The sequence below is a fragment of the Ferruginibacter sp. HRS2-29 genome, from assembly GCF_024343615.1.
Lineage (GTDB): Bacteria > Bacteroidota > Bacteroidia > Chitinophagales > Chitinophagaceae > Ferruginibacter.
In genome coordinates, this window is sequence record NZ_RJUB01000001.1 from 150,069 (window position 1) to 165,436 (window position 15,368).

The 15,368-nt window shown below is 40.1% G+C and carries 19 protein-coding genes; 10 read left to right on the forward strand and 9 right to left on the reverse strand.

The annotated features are described in order from the left end of the window. Positions 1-2 precede the first annotated feature (2 nt). The 8 genes from EGI32_RS00665 to EGI32_RS00700 form a co-directional block, all read right to left on the reverse strand. Positions 3-1,439, reverse strand: coding sequence for a hypothetical protein (locus EGI32_RS00665; RefSeq protein ID WP_255153420.1), 1,437 nt, complete (start codon positions 1,437-1,439; stop codon positions 3-5). A gap of 392 nt (positions 1,440-1,831) precedes the next feature. Next, the gene (locus EGI32_RS00670; RefSeq protein WP_255153421.1) at positions 1,832-2,227 is read right to left on the reverse strand and encodes a hypothetical protein; all 396 of its coding nucleotides are present in this window, start codon (positions 2,225-2,227) and stop codon (positions 1,832-1,834) included. 59 nt (positions 2,228-2,286) lie between these two features. Beyond that, positions 2,287-2,475: a hypothetical protein gene (locus EGI32_RS00675; RefSeq protein WP_255153422.1), complete on the reverse strand. Its 189-nt coding sequence runs from the start codon at positions 2,473-2,475 to the stop codon at positions 2,287-2,289. After that, a complete protein-coding gene (locus EGI32_RS00680) occupies positions 2,475-2,693 on the reverse strand; it encodes a hypothetical protein (protein WP_255153423.1) in 219 nt (72 codons plus the stop codon). Before EGI32_RS00680 ends, EGI32_RS00675 begins: the two co-directional genes overlap by 1 nt. Before the next feature lie 39 nt (positions 2,694-2,732). Then, complete coding sequence (locus EGI32_RS00685; protein ID WP_255153424.1) at positions 2,733-3,152, reverse strand: DUF5675 family protein; 420 nt, start codon at positions 3,150-3,152, stop codon at positions 2,733-2,735. 414 nt (positions 3,153-3,566) lie between these two features. Next, a complete protein-coding gene (locus tag EGI32_RS00690; protein ID WP_255153425.1) occupies positions 3,567-3,977 on the reverse strand; it encodes a hypothetical protein in 411 nt (136 codons plus the stop codon). A gap of 11 nt (positions 3,978-3,988) precedes the next feature. Beyond that, positions 3,989-4,573, reverse strand: coding sequence for a hypothetical protein (locus EGI32_RS00695; protein WP_255153426.1), 585 nt, complete (start codon positions 4,571-4,573; stop codon positions 3,989-3,991). 12 nt (positions 4,574-4,585) lie between these two features. Then, positions 4,586-4,708, reverse strand: a complete 123-nt coding sequence (locus EGI32_RS00700) for a hypothetical protein (RefSeq protein ID WP_255153427.1) — start codon at positions 4,706-4,708, stop codon at positions 4,586-4,588. Positions 4,709-5,281: 573 nt separating this feature from the next. Here EGI32_RS00700 and EGI32_RS00705 point away from each other — a divergent pair. Genes EGI32_RS00705 through EGI32_RS00730 form a run of 6 tightly spaced genes read left to right on the forward strand, consistent with a single transcriptional unit; the run spans position 5,282 to position 9,336 of the window. Then, on the forward strand, positions 5,282-5,833 hold the full coding sequence (locus EGI32_RS00705) for an RNA polymerase sigma factor (RefSeq protein ID WP_255153428.1): 552 nt from the start codon (positions 5,282-5,284) through the stop codon (positions 5,831-5,833). Beyond that, positions 5,826-6,479: a hypothetical protein gene (locus tag EGI32_RS00710; RefSeq protein WP_255153429.1), complete on the forward strand. Its 654-nt coding sequence runs from the start codon at positions 5,826-5,828 to the stop codon at positions 6,477-6,479. Before EGI32_RS00705 ends, EGI32_RS00710 begins: the two co-directional genes overlap by 8 nt. Before the next feature lie 54 nt (positions 6,480-6,533). Further along, positions 6,534-7,616 carry a hypothetical protein gene (locus EGI32_RS00715; RefSeq protein ID WP_255153430.1) on the forward strand — a complete coding sequence of 361 codons (1,083 nt, stop codon included), beginning with the start codon at positions 6,534-6,536 and terminating at the stop codon, positions 7,614-7,616. Positions 7,617-7,656: 40 nt separating this feature from the next. Continuing rightward, complete coding sequence (locus EGI32_RS00720; protein WP_255153431.1) at positions 7,657-8,823, forward strand: hypothetical protein; 1,167 nt, start codon at positions 7,657-7,659, stop codon at positions 8,821-8,823. Positions 8,824-8,870: 47 nt separating this feature from the next. Beyond that, on the forward strand, positions 8,871-9,086 hold the full coding sequence (locus EGI32_RS00725; RefSeq protein ID WP_255153432.1) for a DUF3606 domain-containing protein: 216 nt from the start codon (positions 8,871-8,873) through the stop codon (positions 9,084-9,086). A 16-nt stretch (positions 9,087-9,102) separates the two neighbouring features. Then, positions 9,103-9,336, forward strand: coding sequence for a hypothetical protein (locus EGI32_RS00730; RefSeq protein WP_255153433.1), 234 nt, complete (start codon positions 9,103-9,105; stop codon positions 9,334-9,336). A gap of 47 nt (positions 9,337-9,383) precedes the next feature. Here the strand turns inward: EGI32_RS00730 and EGI32_RS00735 are convergent, their stop codons facing one another. After that, positions 9,384-9,614, reverse strand: a complete 231-nt coding sequence (locus tag EGI32_RS00735; protein WP_255153434.1) for a helix-turn-helix domain-containing protein — start codon at positions 9,612-9,614, stop codon at positions 9,384-9,386. A gap of 198 nt (positions 9,615-9,812) precedes the next feature. Here EGI32_RS00735 and EGI32_RS00740 point away from each other — a divergent pair, with 198 nt between their 5' ends. From EGI32_RS00740 to EGI32_RS00755, 4 genes are all read left to right on the forward strand, one after another. Beyond that, positions 9,813-10,364, forward strand: a complete 552-nt coding sequence (locus EGI32_RS00740) for a hypothetical protein (RefSeq protein WP_255153435.1) — start codon at positions 9,813-9,815, stop codon at positions 10,362-10,364. Positions 10,365-10,481: 117 nt separating this feature from the next. After that, positions 10,482-12,425 (forward strand): hypothetical protein, encoded by a 1,944-nt coding sequence (locus tag EGI32_RS00745; protein ID WP_255153436.1) that lies wholly within the window; start codon positions 10,482-10,484, stop codon positions 12,423-12,425. Next, positions 12,391-13,491 carry a hypothetical protein gene (locus EGI32_RS00750; protein WP_255153437.1) on the forward strand — a complete coding sequence of 367 codons (1,101 nt, stop codon included), beginning with the start codon at positions 12,391-12,393 and terminating at the stop codon, positions 13,489-13,491. The genes EGI32_RS00745 and EGI32_RS00750 overlap by 35 nt, the downstream gene beginning before the upstream one ends. Beyond that, a complete protein-coding gene (locus EGI32_RS00755) occupies positions 13,488-15,368 on the forward strand; it encodes a hypothetical protein (protein WP_255153438.1) in 1,881 nt (626 codons plus the stop codon). Before EGI32_RS00750 ends, EGI32_RS00755 begins: the two co-directional genes overlap by 4 nt.

The window sequence follows — 15,368 nt, forward strand, 5'->3', positions numbered from 1 at the left end:
TTTTAAAATCCATACCCCATCCTGAATACCACAGGCTGACTAATAGGTATATGTGTACGGAACAGTATGTCGTATAATAATTGTACTTGTGTATTCTTCACCAGTTTGCCTTTTGCGGGCAATTTCTTTTTCAAGCCAATCAAGGCACTATGCTGCCATGCACTTTTGTCTTTCAGCTCGCTGATCTTTTGAAAAGCAGCCATATGGTTCATTTCAAAACCCCCGCTGATGAAAATATTTTTCTTCATTTTCCAATCCACGTAACTGCGCAGGCCGATGCCCTGATGCGTGAAGCGGATACGCTGAATTGATCCCATGCCCAGCTTATAACTCATACCAATACCCGCACTGCTCTTATCGTTGATCTTGTACCCCATCCCCAACCCGATATCAGCAGTAGAAGGGAGCAGATTGTTTTTGGCAAACTGTACATTGAAATTGTATTCGAGCCTTTGCAAAAAGGTTTTGCTGCGTTGGTTGTTGGGTTTAAAATCCGGCAACTCATCGCTGCTGCTGCTGCCACCGGCTTTTAATACCTTGTCTTTGAGTTTGTTCATTTCCGCTTGTGCCGCCTGCATCTGCTGTTTCATCATGTCTTGGGCATTGGGGCCACCGGCGGCAAGCCTGTCTTGGATCAGGCTGTTTATACTGGAGCGGGTTTGAAGTCCGGCAAGACTCTGTGGAGTGCCGTAATTGCCTGGGGCGCCGAACAGAGAAGCCAGCATGCTGTTCTGCTGGGTAAATTTTTGAAAGGCCGGAATTTTATTCAGGAGCTCTTTGGCAGTTTGTTCTGTTTTTTTAGAATCGGAAAAAATCTCTTTATAGTTCTTAAGCGTTTCCACGTAGTAATAACTTTCCTTATTGATCTTACTCAGGTATTTGCTCTTGCCTATGTATTTGATCGATTCACTGATGAGTTGTTGTTTCCGCTCTTTGATAAACTTCTGTATAGCCTCCGTTTCTGCTATGTCCTTTTCAAGTTCATCCATCTTTTGCCTGGTAACCTTCACCGGTTTTACCACATTACTATCGATCAGCGCTTTTTGTTGTTCAAGGTATTTAAGGCCGGTGCTTAGTTTATCGCGGTATTCATTGTATTGCGAAGTAGTATTAGCCGCTATTGTTTTTCCCTTTTGAAGTTTTTCCAACAGGCCTGCAAACGTGAGGTCTTTATTGGCAAATAACCGCTGAGCTGTTTCAGGGCTTGTCTTCTGTAACAGTATGTGCACACGGTTTTCCCAGCGGCAAAGTTTCACGAGTGTTTTCTCCGTTTTGGAGTTAAGGCGATGCGTGTACTTGTCAATTTTTTTATTTACCTGGTCAATGTATTTATCGGGAATTTGTTTGAGCGTAGCCATAGTACTATCTGCCTGCGCCAACAATGCATGGCTTAGGAGTGTAAAAAATGTACCAAGGATTATGAGCTTAGGAGTGCTCATGTTGATAGTTTAGGGTGATAAAGAATTACACCCCGAACCTAATTTTTTTTTCTGAATTAACATTGCGTGTAAAAAAAATCAAGTAAAAATACCAACCCACTCTACCCTGAAACCATTACCGTTACTCGATTACAAACAAACCTGTAACATTTAAATAATGGTGCAGCAGTAAAAATACGGAGGAGTTGAAATAAGTGCAGCCTTTTGGCAATAACTGTTATTAATCTATACATGCCCCGTATTCGCCGCCGTTGGTTGTACTGCGCAATTGTGTGCCACGGCTTGCTACCAGCTTTAGTGTGTTTGCTAAAGTTGACTGGTTTGCGTTCGTCATAATGATTACAATGTCAAATTTTATCAGAGGTTTCCAAAAGCACCAGAACCCTTTCCTGTCACAACTGCGCATTTTTACAACTAAAAATCAGTTTCAATACCTCATCAACTTCCTTCTCCTTGCTATTAATCTGCATCTCCGCAAACAAAATCGCCCTCGGGCTGCATTTCTCTATTTTACGATTCTGCCTGTCTGCTTTGACCTTACGCATTTCCACCAGCAATCTTCGTTCCGTATGATCATCAATTTCTATAAGATGTTCAAGCAGGTTTTCCAATTCGTCGGGCACATCGTTTTTCTCAACGCTGAGTTTGATATGGCGGTTGAGTAGGTATTCTCTCGATCTAAGAAGAGTCTCCTGGTTCGAGCCTAGTTCAGCAAGATAATTCTCTAAAAATTGGAGTACCTCGCCCATCAGTTTCTTATCCGTTATTTTTTCCAGTATGTAGTTCATGATGTTTAAATTTTTAAAAAAAGGCCGCACCGCCACTAGCGGTACGGCCTGGTGAAACGTTAAGGACGTTTCCATCTTTTCAGCAACAGCTTCCAGCCGTGTGAGATCAAAAAACTTACCGTAGCTCCTATCGCCGCCAGTACGATTGTTTTTAATACGTCCTTGCCGGCAATGTTGATGAGCAGTACAGTGAGCAGCCCTCCGGCAGTGCCTGACCTGGTGGGGCTGTTGAAAAAAGAGTTATCCATCAGCTGTCGCGTTTTACGGCAGTCTGGCTTACGGCGGTGGCAACGCCACCGGCCACGGCCAGGTATCCCGCTATTTTAATTACAATGGCCGGTAAGGCTACCGGCCCGGCCACAATGGCGGCGCTTACTGCGGCCAGCCCGAGGCCGATGTTGCGGAGTTTTTTGAAGAACGTGGGTGTCTTCTTTTTCATCCGGGTGATCACTTGATTCATGTTCATCTGTTGAAAAGTTCATAATTGGTTGCCTTCACCTTGTGGCTACCGCTGCACTTTGGGAGTTGCATCGATGCTACTGATGGTGATGTAAACCTTGTCTTGTTTGGCATGGACATCTATCAATGCCAGCAACTTATTCAATGCCAGTACTGATGATTGGCCTATGCCTGCACCTATTACCCGTGAAACCGGTGCGATGCATCCCTTCAAATGTTTCAAAGCATTATTGGCAGGATGGATCAAAATGAGTGATCGCCCCGGTACATCCAATAACCAGAGATGTTTCCCAAACTTTTTACTTGTTCGGTTTACCACCTGATATCTTTTTTCGGGTATGCAGGACATTCCTGGCTTGTTATTTTTCCATGGCAGTTCAATAGTTGCACATACTTTTTTAGAGTTGAAAAACAATTCGCCATTCGTTCCTTTGGGCAAGTAAGTTCGTTTGAGTTCCAGTTCCATAACACTGGCTTTTGATGATTGAATGGAAAAAGAATAAGCAGGAGCAAGTACATAGCTTATGTGGCAGGTTTATTATCACTACCCTGTTGTATCATCTTCACCTGCTTATTCTTTTGAAAATAGGTGCCAGCCTTTAGATCACTCACCAGTTTTATTTACAGGTTTTTCCCTGATGATGAATGTGACCATAGAGGCGGGCACTATCAAATGCGGTGTGCAGAAGCATCCGCATATAAAAACTAAGAATCGATTCTTTTTTGCATTTCATTCGTGCATTCGTGACAAATCAGAACGCTCCTCCTGCCATTCGGCGGCACACAGCACAGGCACATTCCAACTTGCGGGAGGCAATAACGGCTGCAGTCCGTTGTCACCTGGTGCAATGGTGAAGGTTAGCAACAGCCTTCACAGCAATTACAAACCCGCTTTTCTCGCATTTACTGCGGCGATGTACACCACAATTTCCGCGATGCTGGCTTCTACCGATCCTATCTCCAGTTCTACTCCCAGCACGGCGATCACCCCATAGCTGGCACGTTTTTGTTGGAGAAGGAAGAGTTTGTACTTGGCCTTTACCAGCTTGGCTTCCATCCCTTCTTTGGCCTCACCTTCGGGCAAGGTTAGCAGTACGGTTTCGTACGCTGAGATCTCCGCCAGCACCGCCGGTATTTCGGCTTCAATGGCAGCGGTGTTGTTGGTACTGGTGTTGCGCTTTTTTTCGAGGGAGTATTTTTTAAACTCCAACTCGGATCTTTCCATCGTGGCGGCTTCGATAACGAGGTCGCAGTTTTCAACGGTGGTCAGCAATTGAACTGAATAGTTCATGACGGTGTTTTTTAATGGACAATAGGCTCCATAGGCGATCCCTTGTCGGCCGTCGCCGACAAGAGGTATTGGTTTAAAAGGCTTGCTTCGGCCAAAAGCAAGTCGATTGATAACTGCAGCCGGAGTTGCGCAATCCGTCCACAGGTCAATATTTTTGGTTGAATGTGTTTTTGTTTGTTGTTGAAGTAATCAATCTCCGCCTGGCTGCCTCCACTCTCCCTGATGGCGATGGCTGCCTTATGCCACTCCAGGCGTAAAGCACACACTGCCGCAAATGCTTCTTTCATATCAGAGAGTTTTGCATTTAATCGATAGCGCAGATAATTGTTGTCCTGCAGGCGGCGTTCCCATACTGCCAGGGCTTCTTCTGCCAGCGATGATTCAGCCGGATTGATTTCCGGTAGTTCCAGCCCATTGGTTGCTGAAAGATCGATGGTGAGCGACTGCATTATTTTCAGCCTTCGGGTTGCTGTCGGCGGCAGCGGCCGGTCTCCTCGCTCTGCCATTGCTATCTGGCTGCGGGTAGTTTGAAGTATTTCGGCCATTACCAACTGGCTCACGTTGACCTTTAATCGGTATTCGCGTAGTGTTTCCATATATGTGCGGTTTCAGATGAAGCGTTTCTGAAAAAGCGTACCCACTTTCCATTTTGATTTGAAACCGATCACGTTTTTCGTGACCGTTTCAAATTCCATTTCAGAAGTGGGTACGCTTTTCAGAAATCGCTTCATTTTTTTGATTTAATTTTTTTCTGTTTGTCTGCTCTCTCCTCTTCGTGCCGCTCACCGCGTTTTCAGAATGCAAAGCACCAGCTATTTTTCCTGCAAAAACAGTTGCAAGGGTTGATCAACCCTTTTGAAGAATTGAGTATTGACGGGGGTTACAGCCAAAAAAAAAGGCTTAAAAAAAGGCGAAAAAAGATGCAAAACGGGGGCTTTTTTGGGGCTAATCTGCAACCCTTTTTGAGGTAGTTTAAGAGGATTTTTCAGCTTTTAGCCGGGATATAATCCTGTGCTTCCCCCAAATTCAGCAAGGGTGCCGGACAGAAGTTTGAGGTTTTTCCCGGACTTCTCTGTTGTTTTTCCCCGGAATGTCCGGTGTTTTTCCCCGAACTATCTGTTGATTTTCCCCGCGAAATTTCTTGCATGACGGATTGAAATAGCCGTTTTTGGCGGCGCAAAAGCTGTTGATGCAAGGGCGTGACAGTATGAGCTAAAAAATTTTTTAAAAAAAAGTCGCTTTTTCTGCAACGTTTTCCTCAAAACTGGTGAATACTCTAAGGCGATTTTATTAAACGAACCCAAATGAATATAAAAACCCTGGTAGAAGAGGCCCTGCTTTTTGATGCGGATGCCCAGCAAAAACTATTTGACCGCTATCACAAACCGATGATGCAGTTGTGTCTGAAACATTTTAAAAACAGGGAAGATGCCCGTGAAGTAGTTATGGGAAGTTTTCAGGCATTTTTTAAAAACCTGCACCGGTTTGAATACGCTGGAGAAAGTTCGGTATTTAAATGGCTGGCCGGCTTTGGTAATGTATATATACTCAGGCAGCGGAGACAAAAAAAGATGCAATGGCGGCCAGTCGAAGAATATGACCTGGGCGTTCCCGAGGATACTCAAAGTCGACTGGAAGAAAAGATGGATGGGGCTATACTGATGAAATATGTAATGAAATATCAGGATAATGTATATGTGATGGTTTTGATTCTCAATGTTATGCTCGATTGGAATCATAGTGAGATATCGGAAAGGCTAAGGGTTAGCAACAACACATCACGTTCCTACCTGCTCCGGGGCAAAGAGTTTTTACAAAAAAAATTAAACCCTCATAAAAATTCCTTTCATGACTAACAACAACTATCGCAATTACGAACACATGAGTGACGATGAATTTATCGATGCCTGCAAGGACGAGATATGGGAAAGGCTTTCCGTAGAACTCTTCATCGGTAACGCACTTGGGCAGTATGCCCGGCGCCGCAGAAAACGTCTGCAAAAATGGATAGCGGCCGGATGTACTGTTGCATGCCTGCTCACCATCGGCGGAATATTTTTTAGCCAGCGTACTATGCCTCCTGCCATCGAACCGGTAACAGCGGCCCCGGCAGTGCCTGCAAAAATTCCAGCCAACAAACCGGGCAATCTAGCAACTACTTTTTCTACTGACAGCCAAACGAGGTATATCAGTGAGTCGAAAAGAAATCCGGCAGTTATTTCGGATGCAGCAACTGCCAGAACTGAAAATGCCGTTACCGTTGGTTTTACCCAACCCCCGGTTACGAATCTACAGAAGAGGGAACATGATACGTTACTACCTGTTCCCGACTGGCAACTGGTGACTTACCCTTTCCGGCGAGACAGCAACCAATTGAAAAGGCAATGGCCGATTCAGGTAGATCACAACGATATCCTGAATGTGATTCAACGCAGGGCGGATAAAATATATGAGCAGAAACTGAGCGCTCAAAAAGACTCTGCTTCTAAAAAATATCGCTGACAGCCACGACAATAAAAATAATTTCCAAACATTTTTAACCTTAAACTCAAACAGATGAAAACTTTATTCTTTCTCATTCTCCTGGTGTTTCCAATCTTACTCAATGCCCAACAAGTGAAAACTCCTGATGAAAGCCGGGCGATAGAATTACAAACCTACAGCCACACCTATTTTATTGACCTGAAGATTGGAAACAAAATGAGGATTGATGTGTATGATCGTTATGCACCCACACTGCACTACAACATTGACTCCCTGATGGAGATTGCTGTACAATCGTTTAAACTAATTGAAGACAGCCTGGAAAGTGATTACTATGCCCGAACGATGGAAATCAATCTTTACGATACACTGCTGCGTAGTGTAGGCTGGGGCTCCACCCCGCCCAGCGAACGGCGTATACTGGTGTACGACAGCACCCACTCCATTGTAAAGTTTTTGCAGGACACTGTATTTATTAATGTGCATCGGGTATTGCCAACGGCGTACAATTATCCTCCATCGTTTTTAAAAATAACCATGGTATTGAATAACCTCCGGAAAATCGCCAATTTTAATACCGGGCAATATCACAAAATGTTTGATAGCCTCGATGCCAATAATAACCGGCATTGGTACCCCGGCATCAACGGTCTCCGGACATCCAACCAGTACCCGGAGCTGCAACTCATTCGTGCCTACGACGAAAGAAAACTCCAGCGAAGTTTTACCGCCAACATTTCTTTCAGCGCACAAAATTATCGTGATCACTTTACCCCATCTGTAAATGTCGGCATCGGTATGATCACTGAACAAAATTACATTCGCGAAGAAATATGGCTGGGGCACGAAACTGTTTTCACCTTTCAGCCAGATAAGGATGGGCATAACAGCACGTACGCGAATCAGTTTATAACATTAAGGTACAGAACCAAAAATCTCAATATGGCGAACAACAACATAGTGGGTGTGTTCCCCAACCTCACGCTAGCTTATCTTGTTAAACGAAGTGGCGATGTATTCGACAAGCATACTTTCAAATTAGGCATTGCCGGGTTCAGCACCGGCAAAGGAAAACTTAGTATTGAACCAGTCTTCTATTTTACCAACCTGTTCCGGCATGTATCACCCGGCTTCCGCATTACCCAATCTTTTTAAGATCACCACACATTTTTGTTTACTACTTAAACCAGCTGTTATGAAATACGAAATGGACCTGGCAGTGGCAGCGCTGCAAACCAGTTATTCGCCAGCCATCGGCAAAGAGATCGAAGCAATGGTGGCAGAAGAAGAATATTCCGCCATCTGCCAGTACGTCAATAATACCCGGGCATTGCTTCGCGAATTACTAATAGATGGAAATATACAAAGGCTGGCTACCCTTGTACCGCTCTGCCAGCGGGATACTACCCGTGCCCTGGACATGCTGCAGCTCTACCTTCAATCGCTGAACAAGGGATCAGCAGCAGGGTTACAACCGCCGGTTCATGCTTACTATGTGCGGTTGCAGTACGTACTCAAACGGTTACTGGAATATATCTTCATTGACTTTGGCGATTATTACAACATCTACCAAAAGATTCCGGATTATGTGATACAACGGAAACAAAAAAAGGTGCTCATTTTCAAGCAGGCGCTGAATTCAAAATTGGAAAAAACTTCCATCAATTACTTGATCGAAGAACAATTATTGTTGCCCGTAGCAGAATTTTTGAAACCCGGCAGCAGGGTATCACATTATCACCTGGTATACTTGCGCAAATACCGCAGCCTGTTTCAGAAAAAATGTTTTGGAAAATTGGGTACCGATCAGGATGGTGTTTTGCTCTTGATCCGACTGAGGCTCAATACGCATGAAGCGGTAGAAATCTGCTTACGTTCTGTGCTGCAGGCCGCAGTGTTGCTACCTGAAGAAGAACGGTACAATTTTTTATCCGGTACCATCTCTTCTATTGAGCGATTGCATAGCGGCGATATCGATAGTTTTCATCCACATTTACCTGATATAGGCAGTGTAGTGGTCCAACACCTGGCCAAAGAACTTGGCTGCTACCTGTCGCCCGGCCGAGAATTACAGGCGGACAAAGTGCAGCCACGAGTACCGGAAATGCACGAAAAGATCGAGCTGTCTTTTTCGGTAGATGAGCTGGCTTTGTTGTTTATGCTGATGTCGGAGTGCGGTATGATCGTCAATGAGAATTACCTGACTGTAATGCGTACTGCTGTGCGGTCGTTCGCCACAAAAAGACAGAAGGAAATTTCCATCAAAAGTTTTCAAAATAAATCCTACACACCCGAACCATCCGTTGCAGGCAAATTGCAGGTAAAGCTGATGGATCTTTTTAATAAAGCACGGGAGCATTAGTTGGCACAAACATTCCAAAACATCTTTCAATTCTTAAAATAATTTTTATGCCCGACAACAAAAAACTCAAAGGCAAACAAGACCGTATACGCGTAGCAGCCGCTGACCCCTCAGAAGTGGAATATCTGCACCGTACCTTTCACATGCTGAGTCACCAGGCTATCAGCGGAGCAATACGGACGGCCGGGCCTATGCGAAAAAATATTGTGAAATACATTAAAGCAAAACACCGCTTTGTATTGGGATGTTATGGAATTAAATAACGCTAAACTGAATTATATGCAACTAAGTACCCTGATTAATATCGCTTTTCGTTACGATGCTATCTTAACAAGGTACGCAAGAATCCTGACGGGATCCAAACCAGCGGCCGACAGCATTAGCATGGCTGTATTTGAAATGTATTATAATGCAGCGATCGAATTGGATGAAAGCGCATTACGAGCTTACCTGCTATGGGCGGTGAAAGAAAGATGTATTAAATGGAAAATGGCAAATGCGGTTTGGCATTAAAACTTATTTTTATGTGTGAAGGATGCTGTTTTACAGCATCCTGTTTCTTATTGTACCTTCTCAACCATTTTGAAAAATTCGGATAATTTTATTTCAAAATAATCGGTCAACGCAGCCAGGCTACTAATAGAAATATTTACTGCGGCAGTTTCAATTCGTCCCACGTGAATTCCTGTATCATCGATAACGTCCATTTGATAAACACCTTTTTTTTCACGGAGTTGTTTCATGACAACTGCGATTTTTCGGAGTAACTCTTCATTTTTTATTTCAGCCATAATAAAGCAAATAGACTAAAAAAAAATTACCCGATAAATTACTCTTATGTTATTTTTATTCCTTATCTTTATTCTGTCAACTTTCCGTTCTGAAATCTGGTACATATAAGCACAGGAAAGAATAAAGTTCTTGCATGAAGATGTGAGAACTTTATTGCTATTATTTGATGTGCCGCTCACCATCAAATAATACAACACATGAAACTTTACTCACACCGCATCTACTCGCTTAAAGAAGCCTACCAGGCTATCCACGAATTTTTTAGTACCTACCATCTTCATGAAGCCCTTGAAGATCTTGACAGGATGTATACCTGGGCATGCAAAGAGAAGTATTATAAAAAGACCGCACCAAGTAATATTCTTTTTCATTCTCAACAGTTGCATCGGTTGTTTTCGGCTGCAGAAATTATCAGCTACAGCACGGGTAAAAAAATATCACCGGTACTATTTCATCAGACCGCCGATAAACCTCTACCAGAGCATTACGCTGGCGGCTGGGCAGAGCGTAGCGAATGGGAATGTTTCCCAAGGCATTTAAGCGCAGAAGAATACCTGAATCCTTATTGGGCTTTGGATAAGATTACTGAGATACCCTTATGGGAACAAGTGCTGCAGGAACTTACGGAAGCAGCATTGAGTACTGGTACTGTTGAGGGATGGTATCCAATAGAAACAGTGATACAATGGAAGGAGATAATGACGCAGATTGTCGAAGGAGCATGGTTAGTGGAGATAAGAGAAGGTTAGCACCGACTCAAAAATCAAAAATTTACAAATATACCCCGAAATACTAAATAGTTTAGTATTTCGGTGGTATATTTGGCTTTTAAAGATTTTACGATTATTTGATTATAAATTTACACCATGGGACGACCGTTTGCTTCTGAAATTCAGAAACTTGAAGACACATTTTCCTGGGCAATGACCCAGGATATTTCGAATTTACACTTCGAACTTTTTGAGAACTTGGCAACACCACTTTTTATAGTCGGATCTGGTGGCTCCTTAAGTGCTTGTAGTTATCTCGCTTCTTTATATCAACAACAAGGGATGATGGCAAAAGCAATTACACCAATGGAATTATTTTATTCCCGCGATGCAATACGTAATTCAAATGTTATGTTTATCAGCGCCAGTGGAAGAAATACTGATATTCTATTTTCGTACAAAATAGCAAGTGAATCTGAACCATCTAAACTATTTAGTTTATGTATGAAGCTTAATAGTCCGTTAAGTAAATTAGCGTCCACAATTTCGACTAGTCGACACTTTGAATTTCACTTACCTTCAGGCAAAGATGGTTTTTTAGCAACTAATAGTTTAATGGCATTTTATGCTATTTTATATAAAACCTTCAATTTAGGTAATTCATTTACAGCAGATATCTTAAGAGAGGACGAAATTTTCAACAATGCTATCAGCGAATTTTTCAAGCAAGTCAATCATGAATATACATTCGTCGTCCTATATGGTGGTTGGGGCCATTCGATAGCTGTAGATTTAGAATCTAAGTTAGCAGAAGCTGGTCTCGCTAATATTTTATTTTCTGACTACAGAAATTTTGGACATGGAAGGCACAATTGGTTTGATAAACGGAATAATAATTCCGCGATAATTGCTCTTGTTACACCTCAAGAGAAAGATTTAGCCATAAAAACAATTGATTTATTGCCCAATGGCATACCTCGTTTATTAATTTCTTCAGAATTAGACAATTCTCTTTCGAGTATAGAATTATTAAGAAAAGCCTTTCTTTTTATCAATAAGTTAGGGGATCAACAAGGAATTGATCCTGGTAGACCAGGAGTACCCGCATATGGTTCCAAACTATATCACTTAAATTATAAAAAAATATACGGAGTTACTAAGCACGTTTTCAGTAAGAATAAGGAAGTTGCCATTTTACGAAAAAGCGGATTTTCCTCGCTAAAAAATTTTAGAACAGAAGAATTAAATTACTGGAGTAAATATTACGATTCATTTGTTAAAAGACTTACAAGTATTGAATACGGGGCTATTATTTTTGATTATGATGGAACACTTTGTTCCGCTAAAGAACGCTTTACTGGTGTCAATAAGAAAATTGGCGAATATCTCAATACGCTTCTATCTTGGGGTATTATTATTGGGATCGCTACGGGTCGAGGCAAATCTGTAAGAGAAGATTTGGAAAAAATTGTTCAAAAAAAATATTGGGATCAGGTTTTAATTGGATATTATAATTGTAGTGATATCGGAAACCTGTCACAAATTGAAATCCCTAATAAAAATATAAAACCAGACATTACCTTAAAGAGAATTTTCAATCGGTTGATTGAAGAAGAATTTTTATATCCTATAACCCCTGAATTAAAACCTCACCAAATTACGATTGAAATCTGTGATAAAGAAAACTGGCAGAAAGTTCGACAAAGTGTAATAGATTTTATCATTTCTTTAAATGAACAAAATATTCAAGTGTTAGAATCTTCTCACTCCATGGATGTAATAAATCAAAAAAATACAAATAAACTAAATATTATAAAAGAATGTACTACTTTAGTTAACGAAAGTAAGCTTGCCAGAAATATTTTATGTATTGGTGATAAAGGTAGATGGCCGGGAAATGACCATCAGCTTTTATCTACGCCTCACTCTTTAAGTGTTGATGAAGTGTCAGCTTCCAAAGATTCTTGTTGGAATCTTGCTGAACCAAGTGTAAAAAATATTCTTGCGACTCAATATTATTTGTCCTTGATGAAAAAAAGTTCTGAAGGGTTTAGATTTAACTATTATGAGATCAATTCTCGCGGAAAAGTTACTAATTAAAGTTATGAATTGGTCGGCCGAAGAAGTAGCCCAAGAAAGGCCCCTTATACAAGCTATGGCCAATCTCAAGTATGATGAATATCAACAATTCTCACCAGGAATAAGATTCACCGAAAGTCTAGCGCAATGGCTAAGCCAGTTTGATTCAAAAGAACGTGAATATGCATATTCCTTTATTAAAGAAAATCTAATATTTATTACTGCTGATCAAATTACACATCTAGTCAATATCTGCTTTGCTCAAAAAATTAATCCTTGGTTATTGCGAAAGGTATCGTTAAAAACAACTATTCCTTTTTACTTAGTCACTAAGCTTCGAAATCATATTAGTTACAAAGAGATTTTAAGAAAGTCCCTATTTCTGGGCGTCAGTGATGGCGCCAAGATCGATTTACTACGACGCAGCAGCGGTATTAGTAATGAGCAAGTATTTTCTTCATATTTTATCTCATCAGAGAAAAAAGATGATTTGTTATCAGAGTTAGAAAAAGACGGATTTTCAGGGAAATTCCAAAGCGTTTATTTAATTGATGATTTTACAGGTAGCGGACTAAGTTATGCGAGAACAGAAGACGGTGTGTTAACAGGAAAAATTATTAAATTTTTAAGATTAATCTTCAACATTCAAATCGCCGAAAACAAGGTATCGGTACTTTCGGAATTGATAGACAGTTCATCTTTCGACCTTCACATAATTTTTTATATTGCCAGAAGAGATTCTTTAAACTATTTAGAAAAACAGATAAAAGAGTGGCAGCAAATAAATTCCCTGCATTTTGAATTTTCCGTTGATGCGATTCAAGTGATAGAAGATGTATTTGAAAGTGAAGCAAAATCTAATAAGGACTTATTAGACATTTCCAAAAAGTATATTACAAGTGAGATATTAGATAGACATTTCAAGAAGGGAAAGCACTTACATTATTATTTAGGTTTTGACGAATGCGCATTACCATTAGTTCTACACCACAATACTCCTAACAATTCATTACCAATTCTATGGTGGTATCCTGAGAATGACCAATTTCGAGGAATATTCCCAAGAGTGACAAGACATAGAGAATGAGCAACAGATATAGAAATCCTTTTAAAATAAGGGCTACAGAAAAACTAGAAACAGAAAATAACTTTTTGAAAATGTACAGCCCGTACATTCTCGATGAACTATTGGAAAAAAATACTGACGGAAAATTATGGAATAACATTCTTTTCATTAGAAGTTCACCAGGAGCTGGGAAAACGTCTATTTTAAAAATATTTGAACCTTATAGTTTACTTACTTTATCTAATAATAAATCGGCAGCCTATTACAAAGAAATTTTAGACTACCTTAAAAAATTAGACATAATTGATAATTCAGGAAAAATTTATCTTATTGGCGTATACATTAGCTGTGCTAGAAATTATGAAGTGATAGAGGACTTAGATGTTTCTGAAGGTGAAAAGAAAAATATGTTTTTTGCTCTTATCAATTCTCGTGTAATTCTATCAACTTTGCGCTCCATACTTAATTTGTATCCTACATTAACTTTAGATGATATATCGATAAACGCTTCTCCATTTGATTACTCATTTTTAGATTTACAATTTCCTATTAGTGGAACCGAGCTGTTTTCCTGGGCTGCGGAAATCGAAAGAAATGTCTTTCGTGCGATAGATAGTTTTTTGCCGATTAAAAACCGTATTAATGGGCACAATGAATTATTCGCCTTTAGTTTAATGCAACCCTCAAATCTATTTCTCCAAGGCAATCCCTACCAGGGGAAAGTTTTGTTCATGTTTGACGATGCTCATAAGTTAAATAAATCACAGCGAGAATTTCTAATAAGATATTTAACCATCCAGCGATCGGCAAACAATATATGGATTGCAGAAAGACTAGATGCATTCGATGTTGAAAGGAATTTAGGCTCTTTTATCAAAAGAGACTATGATGAAATAAATTTAGAAGAAGTTTGGCAGGGAACCAATAAGTTTAAAACAATTGTTGCAAATATTGCTGATAAAAGAGCAATGATGTCATCTGAAAATGTAACTTCTTTCCAAGATTTTTTAGAAGATCATTTGAAAGAAATTAATTTTGAAGAAAAGTTCATTTCTTCATTTAAAAAATCAGAAGAGAAAATAAACTCAATGGTTTCGCTCGGACCTAAGTTCGAACAGTGGATTGCATATTTTAATAATTATAGCCAGCAACTGACGTCTTATGATAAACTGATTTTAGCTAAACAGATAGAAATAATAATTGCTCGAACAATTGGCAAGGCACAACTGGCATTCGATTTTCCTCTTATTGAAGAAGAGTTAAAACAAAAATTGGGAGGTGAAATTTTATCGGCAGCTATCCTTTTTGCTTCAATTGAAAATAAGATACCTTATTATTATGGATTTGAAAATCTAGTAAAGCTCTCATCAAACAACATTGAACAATTTTTATCCTTTGCTGGAGATTTGTACGAAATAATGCTTTCCCGGAAAATTTCAGATAAAAATATAAGCTTAGATGCTTCTGAACAGGAAAAACTTCTGAGGAAGATTGCTGATAGTAAATGGAATGAACAAATAAGATTACTTCCGTATTCTGATATTGTTTTAAAATTTCTAAATAATTTGTCAGTTTTTTTTCAAAAAGAAACCTATAAACCAAACGCTCCATATGCTCCAGGAGTCACAGGTTTTTCTATAAAAGAAAACAAAGAAAACAAACTTATCGAAAATGAACATTGGAAGGAAGACAAAGTGTTTTTACCATTAGTTAATGTTATCTCAACTTGCTTAGCATATAATATTTTAGAAAAAAGAATTACCAAGCAAGGAAAGGAAAATCAACAATGGACTATCTATTATTTAAATCGCTGGATATGTCTACGCTACAACCTGCCCTTTTCCTATGGGGGATTTCGTCATCGATATCCCTCTGAACTACTAAAATGGACAAAATAA

Coding starts and splice junctions, on each gene's coding strand:
- EGI32_RS00665 (WP_255153420.1), bottom strand. CDS start 1,439: ATGAGCACTCCTAAGCTCATAATCCTTGGTACATTTTTTACACTCCTA.
- EGI32_RS00670 (WP_255153421.1), bottom strand. CDS start 2,227: ATGAACTACATACTGGAAAAAATAACGGATAAGAAACTGATGGGCGAG.
- EGI32_RS00675 (WP_255153422.1), bottom strand. CDS start 2,475: ATGGATAACTCTTTTTTCAACAGCCCCACCAGGTCAGGCACTGCCGGA.
- EGI32_RS00680 (WP_255153423.1), bottom strand. CDS start 2,693: ATGAACATGAATCAAGTGATCACCCGGATGAAAAAGAAGACACCCACG.
- EGI32_RS00685 (WP_255153424.1), bottom strand. CDS start 3,152: ATGGAACTGGAACTCAAACGAACTTACTTGCCCAAAGGAACGAATGGC.
- EGI32_RS00690 (WP_255153425.1), bottom strand. CDS start 3,977: ATGAACTATTCAGTTCAATTGCTGACCACCGTTGAAAACTGCGACCTC.
- EGI32_RS00695 (WP_255153426.1), bottom strand. CDS start 4,573: ATGGAAACACTACGCGAATACCGATTAAAGGTCAACGTGAGCCAGTTG.
- EGI32_RS00700 (WP_255153427.1), bottom strand. CDS start 4,708: ATGAAGCGATTTCTGAAAAGCGTACCCACTTCTGAAATGGAATTTGAA.
- EGI32_RS00705 (WP_255153428.1), top strand. CDS start 5,282: ATGAATATAAAAACCCTGGTAGAAGAGGCCCTGCTTTTTGATGCGGAT.
- EGI32_RS00710 (WP_255153429.1), top strand. CDS start 5,826: ATGACTAACAACAACTATCGCAATTACGAACACATGAGTGACGATGAA.
- EGI32_RS00715 (WP_255153430.1), top strand. CDS start 6,534: ATGAAAACTTTATTCTTTCTCATTCTCCTGGTGTTTCCAATCTTACTC.
- EGI32_RS00720 (WP_255153431.1), top strand. CDS start 7,657: ATGAAATACGAAATGGACCTGGCAGTGGCAGCGCTGCAAACCAGTTAT.
- EGI32_RS00725 (WP_255153432.1), top strand. CDS start 8,871: ATGCCCGACAACAAAAAACTCAAAGGCAAACAAGACCGTATACGCGTA.
- EGI32_RS00730 (WP_255153433.1), top strand. CDS start 9,103: ATGCAACTAAGTACCCTGATTAATATCGCTTTTCGTTACGATGCTATC.
- EGI32_RS00735 (WP_255153434.1), bottom strand. CDS start 9,614: ATGGCTGAAATAAAAAATGAAGAGTTACTCCGAAAAATCGCAGTTGTC.
- EGI32_RS00740 (WP_255153435.1), top strand. CDS start 9,813: ATGAAACTTTACTCACACCGCATCTACTCGCTTAAAGAAGCCTACCAG.
- EGI32_RS00745 (WP_255153436.1), top strand. CDS start 10,482: ATGGGACGACCGTTTGCTTCTGAAATTCAGAAACTTGAAGACACATTT.
- EGI32_RS00750 (WP_255153437.1), top strand. CDS start 12,391: ATGAGATCAATTCTCGCGGAAAAGTTACTAATTAAAGTTATGAATTGG.
- EGI32_RS00755 (WP_255153438.1), top strand. CDS start 13,488: ATGAGCAACAGATATAGAAATCCTTTTAAAATAAGGGCTACAGAAAAA.